General features: G+C 71.9%; 14 protein-coding genes and 1 pseudogene. 9 read left to right on the forward strand and 6 right to left on the reverse strand.

Annotated features, from left to right (window positions below; translation table 11 throughout):
- Positions 1-779, forward strand: a pseudogene (locus ACIQ8J_RS22625) (serine/threonine protein kinase); the annotation flags it as partial.
- Between the two features lie 13 nt (positions 780-792).
- On the opposite strand, the gene ACIQ8J_RS22630 reads toward ACIQ8J_RS22625, so the two are convergent.
- From ACIQ8J_RS22630 to ACIQ8J_RS22640, 3 genes are all read right to left on the reverse strand, one after another.
- Positions 793-1,806, reverse strand: coding sequence for a phosphotransferase (locus ACIQ8J_RS22630; RefSeq protein WP_403272570.1), 1,014 nt, complete (start codon positions 1,804-1,806; stop codon positions 793-795).
- Between the two features lie 15 nt (positions 1,807-1,821).
- The gene (locus ACIQ8J_RS22635) at positions 1,822-2,238 is read right to left on the reverse strand and encodes a pyridoxamine 5'-phosphate oxidase family protein (RefSeq protein WP_403272571.1); all 417 of its coding nucleotides are present in this window, start codon (positions 2,236-2,238) and stop codon (positions 1,822-1,824) included.
- A gap of 114 nt (positions 2,239-2,352) precedes the next feature.
- Positions 2,353-3,015, reverse strand: a complete 663-nt coding sequence (locus ACIQ8J_RS22640) for a response regulator (RefSeq protein ID WP_403272572.1) — start codon at positions 3,013-3,015, stop codon at positions 2,353-2,355.
- 382 nt (positions 3,016-3,397) lie between these two features.
- Between ACIQ8J_RS22640 and pdhA the strand changes: the two genes are divergently transcribed.
- The 6 genes from pdhA to ACIQ8J_RS22670 all read left to right on the forward strand — a co-directional run bounded on the left by pdhA (position 3,398) and on the right by ACIQ8J_RS22670 (position 10,370).
- The gene (pdhA, locus tag ACIQ8J_RS22645; protein ID WP_403272573.1) at positions 3,398-4,552 is read left to right on the forward strand and encodes a pyruvate dehydrogenase (acetyl-transferring) E1 component subunit alpha; all 1,155 of its coding nucleotides are present in this window, start codon (positions 3,398-3,400) and stop codon (positions 4,550-4,552) included.
- A 2-nt stretch (positions 4,553-4,554) separates the two neighbouring features.
- Positions 4,555-5,535, forward strand: a complete 981-nt coding sequence (locus tag ACIQ8J_RS22650; RefSeq protein WP_403272574.1) for an alpha-ketoacid dehydrogenase subunit beta — start codon at positions 4,555-4,557, stop codon at positions 5,533-5,535.
- 6 nt (positions 5,536-5,541) lie between these two features.
- Positions 5,542-6,948, forward strand: coding sequence for a dihydrolipoamide acetyltransferase family protein (locus tag ACIQ8J_RS22655; RefSeq protein WP_403272575.1), 1,407 nt, complete (start codon positions 5,542-5,544; stop codon positions 6,946-6,948).
- A gap of 299 nt (positions 6,949-7,247) precedes the next feature.
- Positions 7,248-8,282 carry a hypothetical protein gene (locus ACIQ8J_RS22660; protein WP_403272576.1) on the forward strand — a complete coding sequence of 345 codons (1,035 nt, stop codon included), beginning with the start codon at positions 7,248-7,250 and terminating at the stop codon, positions 8,280-8,282.
- Positions 8,283-8,412: 130 nt separating this feature from the next.
- Positions 8,413-9,075 (forward strand): GntR family transcriptional regulator, encoded by a 663-nt coding sequence (locus ACIQ8J_RS22665; protein WP_403272577.1) that lies wholly within the window; start codon positions 8,413-8,415, stop codon positions 9,073-9,075.
- Positions 9,072-10,370, forward strand: a complete 1,299-nt coding sequence (locus tag ACIQ8J_RS22670) for a nitrate/nitrite transporter (RefSeq protein ID WP_403272578.1) — start codon at positions 9,072-9,074, stop codon at positions 10,368-10,370. Before ACIQ8J_RS22665 ends, ACIQ8J_RS22670 begins: the two co-directional genes overlap by 4 nt.
- Before the next feature lie 7 nt (positions 10,371-10,377).
- Here ACIQ8J_RS22670 and ACIQ8J_RS22675 read toward each other — a convergent pair whose 3' ends face one another.
- Positions 10,378-11,202: a maleylpyruvate isomerase family mycothiol-dependent enzyme gene (locus tag ACIQ8J_RS22675; protein WP_403272579.1), complete on the reverse strand. Its 825-nt coding sequence runs from the start codon at positions 11,200-11,202 to the stop codon at positions 10,378-10,380.
- A 165-nt stretch (positions 11,203-11,367) separates the two neighbouring features.
- Here ACIQ8J_RS22675 and ACIQ8J_RS22680 point away from each other — a divergent pair, with 165 nt between their 5' ends.
- Positions 11,368-12,162, forward strand: a complete 795-nt coding sequence (locus tag ACIQ8J_RS22680; RefSeq protein ID WP_403272580.1) for a carbon-nitrogen family hydrolase — start codon at positions 11,368-11,370, stop codon at positions 12,160-12,162.
- Positions 12,163-12,232: 70 nt separating this feature from the next.
- On the opposite strand, the gene ACIQ8J_RS22685 is transcribed toward ACIQ8J_RS22680, so the two are convergent.
- The gene (locus ACIQ8J_RS22685; RefSeq protein WP_403272581.1) at positions 12,233-12,730 is read right to left on the reverse strand and encodes an LURP-one-related/scramblase family protein; all 498 of its coding nucleotides are present in this window, start codon (positions 12,728-12,730) and stop codon (positions 12,233-12,235) included.
- Positions 12,731-12,807: 77 nt separating this feature from the next.
- Between ACIQ8J_RS22685 and ACIQ8J_RS22690 the strand changes: the two genes are divergently transcribed.
- Positions 12,808-14,625, forward strand: coding sequence for an NHL domain-containing thioredoxin family protein (locus ACIQ8J_RS22690; protein WP_403272582.1), 1,818 nt, complete (start codon positions 12,808-12,810; stop codon positions 14,623-14,625).
- 20 nt (positions 14,626-14,645) lie between these two features.
- On the opposite strand, the gene ACIQ8J_RS22695 is transcribed toward ACIQ8J_RS22690, so the two are convergent.
- Positions 14,646-15,404 (reverse strand): DUF4232 domain-containing protein, encoded by a 759-nt coding sequence (locus ACIQ8J_RS22695; protein ID WP_403272583.1) that lies wholly within the window; start codon positions 15,402-15,404, stop codon positions 14,646-14,648.
- Positions 15,405-15,481: the final 77 nt, after the last annotated feature.

Here is a 15,481-nt window from a genome sequence, read left to right on the forward strand (position 1 = left end):
TGCTCCAGGCGCAGGGCGGCCACACCGGCACCTGGAACACCGGCCCGGTCGAGATGATGCACGAGGGTGCCCACACCCCCGCGATGGGCACCACCGGCGCGACCACCGCCATGGGGCACCCGGTGCACGGGGACACCTCGCAGTTCCGCGGCCCGATGCTGCCGCCGATGAACCCGGACGACGGCGGCTACGACGGCTACGGTCACGGCGGCCAGAAGCGGGGCGGCGGCCGGGGCAAGATGGTGCTCTTCGTGGTGCTCGCCATCGTCGCGATCGCCGCGGGGGTCGCCTTCGCGCTGAGCGCCGCGAAGAGCTCGGGCGGCGGTTCGAGCGGCACGACCTCGAACTCGCCGAAGGCTCCGCCGTCGGTCTCCCAGTCGGACACCCCGTCGACGCCGGACACCCCGGGCGCCAGCCAGGGCCAGTCGTACGGCAGCAGCACGAGCGGCGGCAACGAGTCGCCCTCCCAGCACCGCTCGCGCCAGTCGTCGCCTTCGCCGAGCAAGTCGCACCCCTCGCACTCGCCCGGCACCAGTCAGGGCACTACCTCGGGTACGGACCAGGGCACCAGTCAGGGCACGACCTCGGGTACGGACCAGGGCACCAGTCAGGGCACGACGACCGGTACCGATCAGGGCACCAGCCAGGGCACGACCACCGGCACGGACCAGGGCACCAGCAAGGGCACCACCACCGGCACCAGCCAGGGCACCAGCAAGGGCACGACCACGGGTACCTCCTCCGGGACCGGCGGAGGCACCCCGAGCCCGGGGCACTGACCGCACGCTCGCCTCAGCCCGCGAAGGCCTCGCACACCGCCTCGTACTCGCGGGTCCACCAGACCGCCAGGGCCGACGCCGCAGGAAACTGCGGGTCGGCCCTTCGGTCGTCCAGCTGGTAGCGCCAGCGCAGGATCCAGAAATCGTTGAGCCGCTCCCACCACACCCGGTGGACGGCGGCCGCCAGTTCCCCGGCGTCGGCCCCGGTGGCCCGCCGGTAGGCCCGTGCGTACGCCCGTACCTTCGCCAGCGCCAGCTCGCCCGACGGGCGGACGAAGAAGATCGCCGCGGCCCGGACCGCCTCCTCGGCGCGCGGCTGCACGCCCAGCCGGTCCCAGTCGACGATCGCGGCGGGTTCGGCGGAGCGGCCCTCGCCCCGGTAGAGCAGGTTCAGCGGATGGAAGTCGCCGTGCACCCAGGCGCCGGTGGCGGGGGCCGCGGGGCGGCGGTGGGCGTGCCGGCCGAGCAGCACCCGCCGCTCCAGGAGCCGGTGCTCGGCCAGTTCGTCGAAGGCGTCCCGCGGCCGGTGCCTGCGGGCCCGCGCCACCAGGTCGTCGATGAGCGCGAGGGTGTCCGCGGGATCGGCGCTGCGGTGCTCGGCCTGCGGCACGTCGTGCTCCATGACCTGGGCCAGGCAGGTGTGGACGAGTCCGAGCAGCGCGCCGAGGCGGCGGGACTCCACGGCGGAGAGCTGGGCGCCGTCCCGGTGTCTGCCGTGCACCCAGGGGTGCAGGGCGTAGCAGTGGCCGCCGATCACCGCGACGGTGTCGCCGTCGGCGTCGGGTACGGGCGGGGCGACCGGCACGCCGAGGGCCTGGAGGCGTTCGGTGGCCCGGTGCTGGCGGGCGATGGCCTCGTGGTCGCCGTCCAGGTGGTGCTTGAGGAAGTACTCGCCGCGGGTGGTGGCGAGCCGGTAGCCGCGGTTCAGCAGGCCCTGGGCGACGCGTTCGCAGGAGAGCGGCTCACCGGGGGACTCGTAGCGGCGCAGCAGGGCGCCCACGGGTGGGGTTGCAGATGAGCGCGGCACTCTTCAGATGTTAGATCACGCAACGTGCTGGAGTTGTCGCTCTTTGGAGTAGTCAAGCGAATGGACCGTTACGAACTGGGGTTCGATGCGCATGTACGCGGGGTCGAAGGGCTCCCCGTCCACTTCGCTGGGCGCCGGCCCGAAGAGCCTCAGTTCGTCGGCGGTCGGCTCGAAGCGCTCGGCGGTGCCGGTGAACTGCACCGACCACACCTGCTCGCGGTCCGAGCCGAGGTTGTCTGCGCTGTAGGCGACGACGCTGCCGAGGCAGGCGTGGTGGTGGCCGAGCCCCGCGTGCAGGCGCAGCAGCACACAGCCGTCGGCCACGATGTGGCGGGCCGGTGCGACGAACGGCAGGGCGCGCATGCTGGTCGCCACGCGGCCGTACGGGACGCGGCCGAGCAGGTCGATGGCGCGGGCTTCCTCGAAGGACATGCCCCCACTCTGCGCGGTGCCCGGGGAGGCGGGAAGAGCCCGCGGCCCCTTGCGGGCGGGGACATAGGTCCCGAATGCGCGCAGGGGCCGGTCGTCAGTCCCGGGAAGCCGGGCTCAGTGGTGCTTCTCCGCCTGGATCCGGGCCACGTACGCCGCCGCCTGGGAGCGGCGCTCCATGCCCAGCTTGGACAGGAGCGAGGAGACGTAATTCTTGATCGTCTTCTCCGCCAGGTGCAGGCGCTCGCCGATGACGCGGTTGGTGAGGCCCTCGCCGATCAGGTCGAGGATCTTGCGCTCCTGCTCGGTGAGGTTGGCGAGGCGGTCGTCGCCCTTGCTCTTGCCCCCGTCGCGCAGCCGCTCCAGGACGCGCGCGGTGGCCACCGGGTCGAGCAGCGACTTGCCGGCCGCCACGTCACGTACGGCGGTCAGCAGTTCGCTGCCGCGGATCGCCTTCAGGACGTATCCGGAGGCGCCGGCCATGATCGCGTCGAAGAGGGCCTCGTCGTCTGCGAACGAGGTGAGCATCAGGCATTTGATGTCCTCGTTCTGCGAACGGATCTCGCGGCAGACCTCGACTCCGCTGCCGTCCGGCAGCCGGACGTCGAGTACGGCGACATCGGGGCGGGTCGCGGGGATCCTGACCAGGGCGTCCGCCGCGGTGCCGGCTTCGCCGACCACTTCGATGTCGTCCTCGACGGACAGCATTTCGTGGACGCCTCGGCGGACCACCTCGTGGTCGTCGAGCAGGAATACGGTGATTTTGCCTGGTTCGCGCACGGAATCAGTCTCACACATTCGTCCGAAGCGCGCCGGAGAGTGCCATAAGTGACCCCTTCCCGAGTACTGCGTGACCGGGATAACGTGCCGTTGTTCCGGCGGCCTGCAAGGCTGTGACCAGGGGCTGTTCCCTACTTTCTCGATTTACTTGGAAATCCAAGCAAAATCGCAGGTCAAGTGGGGTTTCGCAGTAATGCGCAGCACTGGGTAACGTGCCTTTTGCAGGGCGCTCGCCGGGGCACCTGTCACGCCTGATTCCCGGCTGAGCGCGCACACCCCGTGCACTTGACGGACAGGCGAGCCTCCCCCAGGTCCTGACGGGCGGGGGGATCCCCAGGCTTACCGGCGAACCCGGAAGCCGGACAGACGGAGGAGCACGCACGTGACCGTGGAGAGCACTGCCGCGCGCAAGCCGCGACGCAGCAGCAAGCGCACCGCCGGCGCCGGCGCAAGGAAGACGGGCGCCGACCCCGAGCTCGTACAGCTGCTGACGCCCGAGGGCGAGCGGATCGAGCACCCTGATTACGACGTCGATCTGAGCCCCGAAGAGCTGCGCGGCCTCTACCGCGACATGGTGCTGACCCGGCGCTTCGACGCCGAGGCGACCGCCCTCCAGCGGCAGGGCGAGCTGGGCCTGTGGGCCTCGCTGCTCGGCCAGGAGGCCGCCCAGATCGGCTCCGGCCGCGCGCTGCGGGACGACGACTACGTCTTCCCGACCTACCGCGAGCACGGCGTCGCCTGGTGCCGCGGCGTCGACCCGACGAACCTGCTCGGCATGTTCCGCGGTGTGAACCACGGTGGCTGGGACCCGAACAGCAACAACTTCCACCTGTACACGATCGTCATCGGCTCGCAGACGCTGCACGCGACCGGGTACGCGATGGGTGTCGCCAAGGACGGCGCGGACAGCGCGGTCGTCGCCTACTTCGGCGACGGCGCCTCCAGCCAGGGCGACGTCGCGGAGGCCTTCACGTTCTCCGCGGTCTACAACGCCCCCGTGGTGTTCTTCTGCCAGAACAACCAGTGGGCGATCTCCGAGCCCACCGAGAAGCAGATGCGGGTGCCGCTCTACCAGCGCGCGCAGGGCTTCGGCTTCCCCGGCATCCGGGTCGACGGCAACGACGTGCTGGCCTGTCTGGCCGTGACGAAGTCCGCCCTGGAGCGGGCCCGGCGCGGCGAAGGACCCACCCTGGTCGAGGCGTTCACCTACCGCATGGGCGCGCACACCACCTCCGACGACCCGACGAAGTACCGGGCCGACGAGGAGCGGGAGGCGTGGGAGGCCAAGGACCCGATCCTGCGCCTGCGCATCTACCTGGAGAACGCCGGCCACGCGGACGCCGCGTACTTCGAGGAGCTGGAGAGCGAGTCGGAGACGCTGGGCAAGCGGGTGCGCGAGGCGGTCCGGGCCATGCCCGACCCCGAGCCCCTGGCGATCTTCGACCACATCTACGCCGACGGCCACGCGCTGGTCGACGAGGAGCGCGCCCAGTTCGCCGCCTACCAGGCGTCGTTCGCGGACGGGGAGGGCAACTAGCCATGACCGTACAGAAGCTGCCGATCGCCAAGGCGATCAACGAGTCGCTGCGCAAGGCGATGGAGACCGACCCCAAGGTCCTGGTCATGGGCGAGGACGTCGGCAAGCTCGGCGGTGTCTTCCGGGTCACCGACGGCCTGTTCAAGGACTTCGGCGAGGACCGGGTGATCGACACCCCGCTCGCCGAGTCCGGCATCGTCGGCACCGCGATCGGCCTGGCCCTGCGCGGCTACCGGCCCGTCGTGGAGATCCAGTTCGACGGTTTCGTCTTCCCCGCCTACGACCAGATCGTCACCCAGCTCGCGAAGATGCACGCCCGCGCGCTCGGCAAGATCAAGCTGCCGGTCGTCGTCCGCATCCCGTACGGCGGCGGCATCGGCGCGGTCGAGCACCACAGCGAGTCCCCCGAGGCGCTGTTCGCGCACGTGGCCGGTCTGAAGGTGGTCAGCCCGTCGAACGCGTCCGACGCGTACTGGATGATGCAGCAGGCCATCCAGTCCGACGACCCGGTGATCTTCTTCGAGCCGAAGCGGCGCTACTGGGACAAGGGCGAGGTCGACACGGACGCCATCCCGGGTCCGCTGCACAAGGCCCGTACGGTGCGCGCCGGTTCGGACCTCACGCTGGTGGCGTACGGCCCGATGGTGAAGGTGTGCCTGGAAGCCGCCGCGGCCGCTCAGGAGGAGGGCAAGTCGATCGAGGTCGTGGACCTGCGCTCGATGTCCCCGATCGACTTCGACGCGGTCCAGGCCTCGGTGGAGCGGACCGGCCGGCTGGTCGTCGTCCACGAGGCGCCGGTCTTCTACGGCGCCGGCGCGGAGATCGCCGCCCGGATCACCGAGCGCTGCTTCTACCACCTGGAGGCCCCGGTGCTCAGGGTCGGCGGCTACCACGCCCCGTACCCGCCGGCCCGCCTGGAGGAGGAGTACCTGCCGGGCCTCGACCGGGTGCTCGACGCCGTCGACCGCTCGCTGGCGTACTGAGGAATCGTGACGACAATGACTGAGAACGCTGCCCGCTACCGCGAGTTCAAGATGCCGGACGTCGGCGAGGGGCTCACCGAGGCGGAGATCCTCAAGTGGTACGTCAAGCCCGGCGACACCGTCACCGACGGCCAGGTGGTGTGTGAGGTCGAGACCGCGAAGGCGGCCGTCGAACTCCCCATCCCCTACGACGGCGTGGTGCAGAAGCTGCACTTCGACGAGGGCGTGACGGTGGACGTCGGCACGGCCATCATCACCGTCGACGTGGCCCCGGACAGCGGGTACGCCCCGTTCGCCGAGGCCGCGGAAGCGGCCGAGGCGGCCGTGGCATCGGCCGCCGAAGCCGTCGAGGACGACGCGCCCAAGGGCCGTCAGCCCGTCCTGGTCGGCTACGGGGTCTCCGAGGCCTCGACCAAGCGCCGTCCGCGCAAGGGGAGTTCCGTTCCCGAGCAGGCGCCGGCCGAAGCACTGCGGGCCGTGCAGACCGAGCTGAACGGCCGGGCCCCAGCGCCGAGCCGCCCGCTCGCCAAGCCCCCGGTCCGCAAGCTCGCCAAGGACCTCGGCGTCGACCTCACCAGCGTGGTGCCGACCGGACCCGACGGCATCGTCACCCGCGAGGACGTGCACGCCGCGGCGGCACCGGCCGCCGAGCCGACCCCTGTTTCACGTGAAACAACTCCCGCGCCGGCCCCGTCCGTTCAGGCGGAGGGTGCCCGCGAGACCCGGATCCCGGTCAAGGGCGTACGCAAGGCGACCGCGCAGGCCATGATCGGCTCGGCGTTCACGGCGCCGCACGTCACGGAGTTCGTGACGGTGGACGTGACCCGCACGATGAAGCTGGTCGAGGAGCTGAAGTCCGACAAGGACATGGCCGGCCTCAGGGTCAACCCGCTGCTCCTGATCGCCAAGGCACTGCTGGTCGCGATCAAGCGGAACCCGGACATCAGCGCGGCCTGGGACGAGGCGAACCAGGAGATCGTCCTCAAGCACTATGTGAACCTGGGCATCGCGGCGGCGACCCCGCGCGGTCTGATCGTCCCGAACATCAAGGACGCCCACACCAAGACCCTGCCGCAACTGGCCGAGTCGCTCGGCGAGTTGGTGTCCACGGCCCGCGAGGGCAAGACGTCGCCCGCGGCGATGTCGGGCGGCACGGTGACCATCACCAACGTCGGCGTGTTCGGCGTGGACACCGGGACCCCGATCCTCAACCCGGGCGAGTCCGCGATCCTCGCGGTCGGTGCGATCAAGCTCCAGCCGTGGGTCCACAAGGGCAAGGTCAAGCCCCGCCAGGTCACCACGCTCGCGCTCTCCTTCGACCACCGCCTGGTCGACGGCGAGCTCGGCTCGAAGGTGCTCGCCGATGTGGCGGCGGTCCTGGAGCAGCCCAAGCGCCTCATCACCTGGGGCTGACCGCCCTTCGTCAACATGGCCGTCCAGCACGGCAGTTGAGCCCTGGCCCCCGGTGCGTATCCGTACGCGCCGGGGGCCTCGGCGTGCCCGGGTGGACAGGGCCCCGCGAGCGGCGGACAGTGGTGGGAGGGGCGGCGCGGTCTGCCCACCTCGTGACCTGGGCAGACAGGGGGTATGGGGGTTGTGGGCTCTGTCACCCGCCCGTGACATGGAACAGACCGTTCTCGCACAGGTGATCCATAGATTTTCCTGTGCAGCCCCGCCCAGCCTCAACGGCCCCACCCGACAGAGGAGGCGGCATGCAACCTCTCCTTCTTCCTCTCGCGGCCCGCAGGCCGCCCCGCTCCATGGAGTCGTTCATGTCGACCTACGCCCCTTCCCGTCGCCGCACCGCCCTGCGCGCCGCCGTCGCCACGGCCGCCCTCGCCGGTGCGCTCCTCACCCCGGCCGCGGCGTTCGCGGTCACCCCGGCGCAGGCCCCGGCCGCGGCCCAGTCCTCCGCCGGCCGTTACGACGGCGAGAAGGTCCTCGTCTACAAGGACGCCACGCACGGCGTGCTCGCGGTGCTGCGCAACGGCCCCGAGGGCCCCGAGGCCTGGCTCCGCGCCGTGGGCCCCAACTGGAAGCCGGGCGATGTCTGGGCCGTGCGGGTCATCGCCGAGGTGAGCCGCCAGCAGCCGACCGCCACCGCCAAGGAGTACGTCGTGGGGCTCAAGGCGCGGCTCCTCGACGCGTCGGGCGCCACCCCGAGCGTCCAGGTCACCGCCCCCGACGGCAGCGTCAAGACGTACGCGCTGCCGAAGGGCAAGCCCGCCGCGAAGCCCACCACCCCGGCGAGCGGCGCCGCCAAGGGCTGCACGGTCACCCGGGACGTCTCCATCGGGGCCGGTACCGACGCGGTGATGACCCTGGGCCCCAACGGCCCGACGGTCACCTTCACGAACGGCCCCGGCGACCCGGTCCCCAGCCTCGGCAAGCTCGACCGCAACCACCCCAAGCTGCCCGCCTCGGCCGGCATCTACGCCGAGATCCTGCGTCCGTACTCCACCACCCCGCAGCTCAAGACCAAGGTCGAGGGCGGCCCCCACTCCTCGTACGCGGTCCAGGACTTCCCCAGGCTCCCCAAGGGCTGCGAGCCGGACGCCGCATCGCCCTCGGCGAACCCGTCCGGCCAGACCTCGGTCGTGCCCAAGGGGGCCGTCGCGGCCGGTGCCGAGTTCAAGGACGGGTCCGGCGACAGGACGGCCCTGGCCGCGGGCGGCGCCGGTCTCGCCGTCGCGGGCGCGGCGGGCTACGTGGCCCTGCGCCGCCGTGGCGCCGCGAACCGCGGCTGATCCGTAGGAGTTCCGCAGGTCCGTGCCCCGGGCGCCGTACGCGTCCGGGGCACGGGCGTGTCCGGACCCGGCCCGTCCCGCGATCCGGACGGTCTTCCTGATGCACCTCTGTTGTATCTATCCTGTGCGCATGCCTTCCGCCCCGGCCCCCGCCACCAAGCAGCCCCCCGCCGCCGACCGCGTATACATGCACGTCAAGCAGGCGGTACTCGACCGCCGCTACGAGGGCGGCACACTGCTCACCGAAGGGGAGCTGGCCGAGGCCGTCGGGGTGTCGCGGACACCCGTGCGCGAAGCGCTGCTCAAGCTCGAAGTGGAAGGGCTGCTCAAGCTCTACCCGAAGAAGGGCGCCCTGGTGCTCGCCGTCTCCGCGCAGGAGACCGCCGATGTGGTCGAAACCCGGCTGCTCGTCGAGGAGTTCGCGGTGCGCCGGGCCGTACCGGCGCCCGAGCGCCTCGTCGTGCGGCTCCAGGAGCTGCTCGCCGAGCAGAAGGCGCACGCCGCCGCCGGTGACCTGGCGGCGGTCGCCGTCTCTGACCGCTGCTTCCACGCCGAGATCGTGCGCAACGCCGGCAACGAGATCCTGGCCCGGCTCTACGACCAGATGCGCGACCGGCAGCTGCGGATGGGCGTCGCCGTCATGCACGCCCAGCCCGACCGCGTCGCCAAGAACATCGCCGAGCACGAGGAGATGCTGGCCGCGATCCGCGACGGCGACGGCGAGCGGGCCGCGCAGTGCGTGCGCCAGCACCTCAGCTGGGTGAAGGTCCTGGTCAGGGGGGACGACCGATGAGCTCCGCCGCACTGGAGACCCGGGATCCGCTCGGCGGGCGCCGGGCCCTGTTCGTGTGGGGCATCGGCGTCGGCGTCTACTTCGTCGCCGTCATCTTCCGCACCTCGCTCGGCGTCGCCGGGCTCGACGCCGCCGACCGCTTCCACGTCAACGCCTCGGCGCTGTCCACCTTCTCCATACTCCAGCTGCTCGTGTACGCCGGGATGCAGATACCCGTCGGCCTCATGGTCGACCGGCTCGGCACCAAGAAGGTCCTCGTGCTCGGGACCGTCCTGTTCACCGTCGGACAGCTCGGCTTCGCCCTGTCACCCTCGTACGCCACCGCGCTCGGCTCCCGCGCGCTGCTCGGCTGCGGGGACGCGATGACCTTCATCAGCGTGCTGCGGCTCGGCTCGCGCTGGTTCCCCGCCAAGCACGGGCCGATGATCGGGCAGGTCGCCGCGCTGTTCGGGATGGCCGGGAACCTGGTGTCCACCATCTTCATCGCCCGCGCGCTGCACGGCCTCGGCTGGACCCAGACCTTCGCGGGCAGCTCGCTCGCCGGGGTCGTCGTCCTCGTACTCCTGCTGCTCTTCCTGCGCGACCACCCCGAGGGCCACGAGCCGCCGCCCGCGCACCACGCCGGTGTCGCCTTCGTGCGCCGCCAGATCGCCGCGTCGTGGCGCGAGCCCGGCACCCGGCTCGGGATGTGGGTGCACTTCACGACGCAGTTCCCCGCGATGGTGTTCCTGCTGCTGTGGGGGATGCCGTTCCTCGTCGAGGCGCAGGGCCTCAGCCGGGGCACGGCGGGCACGCTGCTGACCCTTGTGGTGCTCTCCAACATGGTCGTGGGCCTGGTGTACGGGCAGCTCGTCGCCCGCCACCACGCGGCCCGGCTGCCGCTGGTGCTCGCCACCGTGGGGGCGACCGCGCTGATGTGGGCCGCCACCATCGCCTACCCCTCGGCGCACGCGCCGATGTGGCTGCTCGTCACCCTGTGCCTGGTGCTCGGGGCGTGCGGGCCCGCCTCGATGATCGGCTTCGACTTCTCGCGCCCCGCGAACCCGCCGGAACGCCAGGGCACCGCGTCCGGCATCACCAACATGGGCGGCTTCATCGCCTCCATGACGACGCTGCTCGCGGTGGGCGTGCTGCTTGACGCGACCGGTGACAACTACCGCGTCGCGTTCTCGTCGGTGTTCTTCCTGGAGGCGGTGGGCCTCGCCCAGATCCTGCGGCTTCGGGCGCGCGCGGTTCGGCGTGAGCGGGAACGCCTGGTGGCCAGCAGAGTGGAGGCGGTGCACGTCCCCGTGTGACCGCCGCTTACGGCGTCACCGCGAACCCCCGCAGGATCGCCTCGGCCAGCGGCTGGTCGCCCTCCGTCTTGACGCGGTCGGCGACCGCGTGCGGGCGGACCCGGCCGCAGGCCAGGCGCACGAAGGTCTCCCAGTCCATGGCCAGGGTGACCAGCGGGCCCAGCGAGGGCGTGCCGTCGATGGTGCCGTGGCCGTCCGCGTCCACCCGTACCGTGCGCAGGAACTCCAGCGGGCCGTGGATGTCGAAGACCACCGCCGAGCCGGCCGGGGCGCCCGCGTCCTTCGCGACCACCCGGGGCAGCGTGTGCAGCAGGATGTCGCGGGCCACGTACGCGCCCGGAGAGTCCAGGTTCCCCGGCCTGTTGAGGGCCCAGCGCAGATCCTGCTCGTGCACCCACACATCGAACGCCCGCATCCGCAGGGCCAGTTCCAGGGTCTGCTCGGCGCCGAGGGGGGCCCGCACCTTGGTGTCCGGATCCCGGTTCTCGTTGCGCAGCTGCCGCGCCCGGCGAATGATCGTGTACTCCAGCTCGGAGGTCATCTCCGGCGCCGTGTGGTGCCGGCGCACATCGACCTGCATCTCCATGTAGCGCGCGAACTCGGTCTGCACATGGAACAGGTCGCGCGGCAGTGTGTGGATCGGCCTCGGATCGCCCAGCTGCTCGCACTCCATGCCGATGATGTGGGACACGATGTCGCGCACCGACCAGTTGGGGCACGGCGTGGCACGGTTCCACTCGCCCTCGACGAGCGGCTGCACCAGCTCCGATATCGCCTCGATGGAGTGGGTCCAGGCATCGGCGTAGGTCTGAAGGCTGGGATGGACGGTCACGGGACCCCTCGGCGGTTCTTTTGTACGCGGGCTGGACTGCGGGACTGCGTGGGAGGCTTGATGGCTAAGTTACGCTGCCGGTAGGCACCCCGGCAGTGCTTTCGTATGACGATCGTAGGCTGTTTCCAATAGTGCTGACGGCTCGAAGGCCAGGACGGTGGTACTGTGCGCGCCTCGCTCATTCAGATCGATGTAAACCCGCAGGAGACGGTCAATTCCCGCCGCCGGCGCGTCGGTTCGCTGGTCCGGGAGCAGCGGGGCAGCGATCTGGTCGTCCTCCCCGAGCTGTGGACGGTGGGGGCCTTCGCGTACGAACTCTTCGCGGACGAGGCGGAGAAGCTCGACGGGCCGACGGTCCAGGAGATGTCCGGCGCGGCCCGGGACGCCGGGATCTGGCTGCACGCCGGGTCCGTTCCCGAGCGGGGCGGTGACGGGGCGCTCTACAACACCTCCCTCGTCTTCTCGCCCGACGGCGCGCTGGCGCACACCTACCGGAAGATCCACCGCTTCGGCTTCGACAAGGGCGAGGCGGTGCTGATGGGCGCCGGCGAGCACCTCGTCACCGCCTCCCTTCCGGACCTCACCCTGGGCCTGGCCACCTGTTACGACCTGCGCTTCCCCGAACTGTTCCGGGGCCTGGTCGATGCGGGCGCCGAGGCTTTCGTGATCCCGGCCGGCTGGCCCGAGCGGCGCCGCGCCCACTGGACGCTGCTCGCGCGGGCCCGCGCGGTCGAGAACCAGGCGTACGTCCTGGCCTGCGGCACCGCTGGCACCCATGCCGGTGTGGAGCAGGCCGGCCACAGCATCGTGGTCGACCCCTGGGGCGAGGTGCTCGCGGAGGCGGGCCCCGGCGAGGAGATCCTGACGGTGGACCTGGACCCGGCGAAGGTCACCACCACGCGGGAGGTCTTCCCGGCGCTGAAGGACAGGGTGCTGGGGCCGGCGGCGCCCCGGCGGTAGCGGCCGCGGGCGCCCTGAACGACCGGGGCGGGCGGATCCGCGCACCGTCGGCACCGGGCGCGGGGCGGGCTCAGTGGTCGTGGCCGCGCTCCTTCTCGTCCATGCGGATCACGCAGATCACCACCGCGATGATCAGCGCCGCGTCCGCGTCCTTGCGTACGACGTTCACCGCGTACGTCTCCCGCACCCGGAACCACTTGCGCGAGACGTGCGCGAGCAGCTCCCCGTCGTACTCGACGGTGAACTCGCGGTCCAGGATCTTGCCGCTGACGTCGAGCTCGGTGCCCTCGACCAGGCTGACCCGGTAGTGGTTGCGCAGCAGCGAGAGCCGTTTGCGGCGGACGGTCGCCAGCGCTCGGTCGTCCCGCTCGATGGTCATCGCGTCGCGCAGGCTGAACATCTTCTCCCGCAGCGTGATGAGCACGTGCCCGGAGGGGTCCTTCAGCTCCAGGGTGTCGCGCAGCCGCAGCGCCTTGCCGTCGGCGAGGAAGGCCTGGCGACCGTCCTCGGTCTCGATCCAGTAGTCGTCACCGATGGCGAAGATCTTGTCGCGCACGAGGTATTTCATGCAGGCAACCCTGCCCGTGCCGGAGCCCCGCCGAACTGCGTCACAGGGTGTTCATACCGGGATGGCAAGCTTGAACCATGAACGATGCCGCCCCGGCGCCCACCCCCGCGCCCCGCCGTGCCCGTGTCCGCGCCCCCGAGCTGATCGGCAAGGGCGGCTGGCTCAATACCGGCGGGCAGCAGCTCAGCCTCGCCGAGCTGCGCGGGCGCACGGTGATCCTCGATTTCTGGACCTTCTGCTGCATCAACTGCCTCCACGTCCTCGACGAGCTGCGCGAGCTGGAGGAGAAGCACCGGGACACCGTGGTCGTCGTCGGGGTGCACTCGCCGAAGTTCGTGCACGAGGCCGAGCACCAGGCCGTTGTCGACGCGGTGGAGCGGTACGGGGTGGAGCACCCCGTCCTGGACGATCCCGAGCTCGCGACCTGGAAGCAGTACGCGGTGCGGGCCTGGCCCACGCTCGTGGTGATCGACCCCGAGGGGTACATCGTCGCCCAGCACGCCGGTGAGGGGCATGCCCACGCCATTGAGCGGCTGGTCGAGGAGCTGGAGGCCGAGCACGGGGCGAAGGGCACGCTGCGGCGCGGGGACGGGCCGTACGTGCCGCCGGAGCCGGTCGCCACGGATCTGCGCTTCCCCGGGAAGGCGCTCGTGCTGCCCGGCAGCGGGAACTTCCTGGTGTCCGACACCACCCGCCACCAGCTGGTCGAGCTGGCCCCGGACGGGGAGGGCGTGGTGCGGCGGATCGGCGGGGACGGGCAGTTCAAGGAGCCGCAGGGGCTCGCGCTGCTGCCGGACGGGAAGGTCGTCGTCGCCGACACCGTGCATCACGCGTTGCGGGTCTTCGACCCGGCGACCGGGGACATCGAGCTGGTCGCGGGCACCGGCAAGCAGTGGTGGCAGGGGCAGCCGACCTCCGGGCCCGCGCTCGAAGTGGACCTGTCCTCGCCGTGGGACGTGGCCTGGTGGCGGGGCAAGGTGTGGATCGCCATGGCGGGCGTGCACCAGCTGTGGACGTACGACCCGGAGACGAAGACCGTCGAGGTGGCGGCCGGCACCACCAACGAGGGGCTCGTCGACGGGCCCGGCGCCGAGGCCTGGTTCGCGCAGCCGTCCGGGCTCGCGGCCACCGAGGACCGGCTCTGGGTCGCCGACTCGGAGACCTCCGCGCTGCGCTACGTCGACGTCGACGGCGCGGTGCACACCGCCGTCGGTACGGGCCTCTTCGACTTCGGGCACCGGGACGGGGCGGCCGGGCAGGCGCTGCTTCAGCACCCGCTGGGTGTCACCGCGCTGCCCGACGGCTCGGTCGCGGTGGCGGACACCTACAACCACGCGCTGCGCCGCTACGACCCGGTCGGCGGTGAAGTGACCACACTGGCAACGGACTTGAGGGAGCCGAGCGACGCGGTGCTCGTCGGGGACGACATCGTGGTCGTCGAGTCGGCCCGGCACCGGCTGACCCGGCTGCGGCTGCCCGAGGAGGCGGTGCGGGTCGAGGCCGTGGCCCACCGCACCCAGCGTGCCGCGACCGAAGTCGCCCCGGACGGGCTCCAGTTGGACGTGGTGTTCCAGGCGCCCGCCGGGCAGAAGCTGGACACCCGCTACGGTCCCTCCACCCGGCTGCTCGTCTCCTCGACCCCGCCCGAGCTGCTGCTCGCGGGCGAGGGCACGGGCACGGATCTGGCGCGCGGGCTGAGCCTCAACCCCGAGGTCGCCGAGGGCGTGCTGCACGTGTCCGCGATGGCGGCCTCCTGCGACGACGACCCTGCGAACGAGTACCCCGCCTGCCACGTCCACCAGCAGGACTGGGGCGTCCCGGTCCGGCTCGCCGAGGGCGGCGCGACCCGGCTGCCGCTGGTGCTGGCCGGGATGGATCCCGCCGCGGCCTCGTAGCCGAAGCCATGGCGAACGGGCTAGCCGAAGCCCGGCTTGAACGGTCCGATGCGCAACGGCGGCCCGCACAGGGGCAGCGCGGTCGGGCGGCCGTGGGCGTCGAGGACCGGCAGGGTGCTCGCGGTGTCGGAGCCCGGCAGGGTCACCCGCACCGCGGAGCCCAGGATCTGGCAGGCGCGGCGCGCGTTGTAGTGGACGCGCGCCGTGCCGCTCGCCCCGGGGTGCAGCGCGAAGGCCTGCGCGTACGGCAGGGCCGGGGTGGAGGTGAGCGGGGCGGCCCGGCCCTTGTCGTCGGTGAGGGTCAGTGCGGGTGAGCCGTGCAGGACGCAGGCGTGCCCGGAGGTGTTGCGGACCGCGAGGACGGCGTCGCCCCCGGCCCGCACGTCCCCCGGGGTGCGGGCGTTGCCTCCGGTACGGAAGGTGAACGACAGCGCGGTGGGCGGGCAGTTGGTGCGGGCGTCCTCCCCGCCGTCGTCCCCGGGGCCGGTGCGGGTGTCCGTGCCCGGGAGGGACGGCGCAGGGGAGGCCGCGGGCGAGCCGGCCGGGGCGGTGGGACCGGCGCTGGGCGGCGGGCTCTGCGGGGTGCCGCTCGGGCCGGGCGACGCGGGTGCGGCCGGGTGCGGCTGCCCTCGGGAGGCGCGGGCCTCCGGCGCGGGGGAGCCGCTGCGCACGGTGGGTCCGCCGGTCCCCGGCGCGGCGGCGGGCACGCCGTCGGTGCAGCCCGTGAGCGCGCCGAGCAGCACGGCGAGTCCGGCGAGGACCGCTCCGGTCTGCCCCACGCCGGTCCTCCCCCTGCCCATCGCGTCCCCCGGTCCGAGTCGAAACATGTGCCTCAGGAGCCTCGTGGGTCTCCCTA

The sequence above is a fragment of the Streptomyces sp. NPDC094147 genome (assembly GCF_044764265.1).
Lineage (GTDB): Bacteria > Actinomycetota > Actinomycetes > Streptomycetales > Streptomycetaceae > Streptomyces.

Coding starts and splice junctions, on each gene's coding strand:
- ACIQ8J_RS22635 (WP_403272571.1), bottom strand. CDS start 2,238: ATGTCCTTCGAGGAAGCCCGCGCCATCGACCTGCTCGGCCGCGTCCCG.
- ACIQ8J_RS22650 (WP_403272574.1), top strand. CDS start 4,555: ATGACCGTACAGAAGCTGCCGATCGCCAAGGCGATCAACGAGTCGCTG.
- ACIQ8J_RS22660 (WP_403272576.1), top strand. CDS start 7,248: ATGCAACCTCTCCTTCTTCCTCTCGCGGCCCGCAGGCCGCCCCGCTCC.
- ACIQ8J_RS22665 (WP_403272577.1), top strand. CDS start 8,413: ATGCCTTCCGCCCCGGCCCCCGCCACCAAGCAGCCCCCCGCCGCCGAC.
- ACIQ8J_RS22670 (WP_403272578.1), top strand. CDS start 9,072: ATGAGCTCCGCCGCACTGGAGACCCGGGATCCGCTCGGCGGGCGCCGG.
- ACIQ8J_RS22685 (WP_403272581.1), bottom strand. CDS start 12,730: ATGAAATACCTCGTGCGCGACAAGATCTTCGCCATCGGTGACGACTAC.
- ACIQ8J_RS22690 (WP_403272582.1), top strand. CDS start 12,808: ATGAACGATGCCGCCCCGGCGCCCACCCCCGCGCCCCGCCGTGCCCGT.